The organism is Enterobacter cloacae complex sp. SYL003, from assembly GCF_049236925.1.
Taxonomy (GTDB): Bacteria; Pseudomonadota; Gammaproteobacteria; order Enterobacterales; family Enterobacteriaceae; genus Enterobacter; species Enterobacter intestinihominis.
The window spans coordinates 1-3,452 of sequence record NZ_JBMKJK010000048.1; the positions used below are offsets into that span (position 1 = coordinate 1).

A 3,452-nucleotide genomic window follows, 5' to 3' on the forward strand; every position below is an offset into this window, starting at 1 on the left:
CCACGGAACGGTCTGCGTTGTCGGGAAGATGCGTGATCTGATCCTTCAACTCAGCAAAAGTTCGATTTATTCAACAAAGCCGCCCCGCAGAGTCCGGAACGCTGATACGGATCCATATCATTAGTAACAGCGAAAGTACTGACATAATACCGAACGTCAGGCGCCAGCCAAGATAATGCCCAAGCCAGGTTCCCAGCGGAACGCCTAGTGAGAGCGCCAGCGGTGTCCCAGCCATGGCTATCGCCATAGCCCGACCCTGATGAAGCGGCTCAACAATTCGGCGTGAAAACCCCGCCAGCAGGCTCCACGCCAGTCCCGCAGCCGCCCCGGCCCCCAAACGCGCTAACAGGGTCAGGTAAACATTTGATGAAAGTGCGGTAATGGTATTAAAAATGAAGAATCCCGCTACGGTCATTAATAAGACATATTTCCGATTCCACGACCGGGTAACGATAGTTAACGGAATAGCGGCAAATAATGACCCGAGGGCGTAGACGGTGACCCACTGGCCTGCGCTAGCCAGCGAAATATTCATTCCCTTACTGATTTCTGGCAATAATCCTGCTGGAATAGTTTCCGTCATGATGCAAATAAATCCGGTCATCGCAAAAGCCATTAATGGCATATAGGGAAATGTGTCATTCATTTTCTGCATTTTGCAATACCGTTAATGTTTAATTAAGCCTGCCAGGTGCGCAGGCTTAGCGCCTAATAGAGTAGATCGTTAGTCAATTAAAGTGCCATGTTCAGTATTGTTTCCGCCACTTCAGCAGTAATTTTTCCATGTTCACCTAATGCGATGTGCCCATGTTCTTTTAACTTGCCGATAACAGCTGAAATATCTTCCGCGCCCAGACCATAATCAGAAAGTCGGGTTTTAACGCCCATCAGTTCAAAAAATTCCACGGTGGCATTGATAGCCTCATCGGCCATTTTTTCGCTATCAGACTCAGGAATATTCCAGACACGCGCACCGTACTGAGCCAGCTTTTCTGCTTTTTCCTTTTTGCACAAGCGCCATAGTGCAGGCATAACGATAGCGAGGGTACGGGCGTGGTCGATTCCGTATAATGCAGTAATTTCCTGGCCAATCATGTGAGAAGCCCAGTCAGTTGGGACACCTGCGCTCAACATTCCATTCAGGGCCATCGTCGCAGCCCACATGATGTTAGCTCTGGCGTCGTAGTTCTGTGGATTTTTAAGGGCTACTGGGCCTTCTTCTTTCAGCGTGCTCAGCAGTCCTTCCGCCAGGCGATCCTGCACCTTAGCGTTAACCGGGTAAGTAATGTATTGCTCAAGAACGTGGACAAAGGCATCAACAACCCCGTTTGCGGTTTGTTGTTCAGGCAGCGTGTAGGTCATTTCCGGTTCGAGCACTGAAAATTTCGGCATAACGTAAGGGGAGGTGAAAAAGAGTTTATCCTGGGTGGTCACCCGATTAATCACCGCCGTGTTATTCATCTCTGAACCCGTGGCCGCCAGGGTCAGCACGCATCCAAAAGGGAGAGCTTGTTTCACCACGCCGCCATAACTCTTGACGATCTCCCATGGATCATTTTCGTAGAGGGCTGCGGCGGCAATAAATTTAGTCCCGTCGATCACTGAACCGCCGCCCACGGCCAGAAGAAAATCAATTTTTTCTGTTCTGACAATCTCAACGGCTTTCATCAGGGTTTCATAATGAGGGTTTGCTTCTACACCGCCAAACTCATAAACCAGGGTGTTTGTCAGGGACTCTTTTACGCGTTTCAATATACCGTGTTTTATAACGCTGCCCCCGCCATAGACAATCATGACCTTTTTACCCTGCGGGACTTCTTGTGCTAACGCAGAAATTTGATCGCGACCAAAAAGAATTTTTACCGGATTATGATAGATAAAATCTTGCATAATGATTACCTCATTTTCAGAATTAAAAGCCGTCACTACAACGAGGACATATTCACGTCGTGGAATATAAAGTACCATTTTGAATTTTATTTATTAATCAACATAAATTTCACTTACTTGTGAAATTTATTTGATAATTAATGACAGACTGGTACGCTGACGTCTCCAGTAGGGACCGAGGAGGAGGAATCGTGTGGATGAATTAAAGGTTTTTTTAACAGTGGCCAGGCTGAAAAGCTTTACCAAAGCCGCAGCTGAAATAGGTGTGACACCCTCAGCCATCAGCCACACGGTGAAATCTCTTGAGGAAAGGCTTGGGATCCGCCTGCTGGCCAGAACCACCCGCAGTATCTCCACTACGGAAGCAGGTGAAAGGCTCATTAACGAAGTTGGCCCGTTAATGGAACAGGTTGATGATGCTATTAGTCGGTTGAGTGAGCTTAGGGAAAAACCCACTGGCGTCATACGCCTCACGGCGGCAGATGATGTTATCCAGTATTTGATCCGTCCTGTATTACCGGACTTTCTGAGTCGCTACCCAGATATTCAGATTGAAATCGGCATTGACTATGGATTTACAGATATTGTTGATCAGCGTTTTGATGCCGGGATTCGTCCGGGCGATGTTCTGAATAATGATATGATTGCCGCAAAAATAAGCCAGAACTGGCGCCAGCTTGTTGTTGCTGCACCAGATTATTTTAAGCGTTATGCTAAGCCCAGGAAGCCGCAGGATCTTTTGAACCACAACTGCATTAACGTCCGCTATTCTGATACGAGTGGATTGTACGCCTGGGAATTCGAGAAAGATGCTCAGAAATTCAGTCTGAAAGTCAAAGGGCAATATATTGCGAACAGCACGATTCATCAGCTCGATGCAGCATTAGACGGGCTGGGGATTGCCTATATTCCCGAGTATGTTGCAGATGGATATATCAAAAGCGGCAAGCTGATTGCTGTTCTGACCGAGTGGTGTCCATATTTTGACGGCTACCATATTTATTATCCTCACCGCCGACAGGATTCTCCTGCGTTTATGGCTTTTCTGCAACTTTTGCGCGACAGGTACAATAATGGAATAAGATAAATTTATGAGTAAAGGATTATGTCCACGATAAGCACCTGGGTCGATTCCTGGGAGGCGGCCATGAGGGTAGGGAAGCGCCGTCCCGTCAAGTCAGCGTAATGCTCTGCCAGTGTTACAACCAATTAACCAATTCTGATTAGAAAAACTCATCGAGCATCAAATGAAACTGCAATTTATTCATATCAGGATTATCAATACCATATTTTTGAAAAAGCCGTTTCTGTAATGAAGGAGAAAACTCACCGAGGCAGTTCCATAGGATGGCAAGATCCTGGTATCGGTCTGCGATTCCGACTCGTCCAACATCAATACAACCTATTAATTTCCCCTCGTCAAAAATAAGGTTATCAAGTGAGAAATCACCATGAGTGACGACTGAATCCGGTGAGAATGGGCTTTGTTGAATAAATCAGATTTCGGGTAAGTCTCCCCCGTAGCGGGTTGTGTTTTCAGGCAATACGCACGCTTTCAGGCA

At 46.8% G+C, this 3,452-nt stretch carries 2 protein-coding genes and 2 pseudogenes; 1 reads left to right on the forward strand and 3 read right to left on the reverse strand.

The features are described from left to right. Positions 1 to 79: 79 nt before the first annotated feature. Positions 80 to 646 (reverse strand): annotated as a pseudogene (locus ACOT1A_RS24400) (MFS transporter); the annotation flags it as partial. A gap of 86 nt (positions 647 to 732) precedes the next feature. Then, the gene (locus ACOT1A_RS24405; RefSeq protein WP_021243026.1) at positions 733 to 1,890 is read right to left on the reverse strand and encodes an iron-containing alcohol dehydrogenase; all 1,158 of its coding nucleotides are present in this window, start codon (positions 1,888 to 1,890) and stop codon (positions 733 to 735) included. 193 nt (positions 1,891 to 2,083) lie between these two features. On the opposite strand from ACOT1A_RS24405, the gene ACOT1A_RS24410 reads away from it, so the two are divergent. Further along, complete coding sequence (locus ACOT1A_RS24410; protein ID WP_012695469.1) at positions 2,084 to 2,977, forward strand: LysR family transcriptional regulator; 894 nt, start codon at positions 2,084 to 2,086, stop codon at positions 2,975 to 2,977. 136 nt (positions 2,978 to 3,113) lie between these two features. Here the strand turns inward: ACOT1A_RS24410 and ACOT1A_RS24415 are convergent. Beyond that, positions 3,114 to 3,371 (reverse strand): annotated as a pseudogene (locus tag ACOT1A_RS24415) (phosphotransferase); the annotation flags it as partial. Positions 3,372 to 3,452 lie beyond the last annotated feature (81 nt).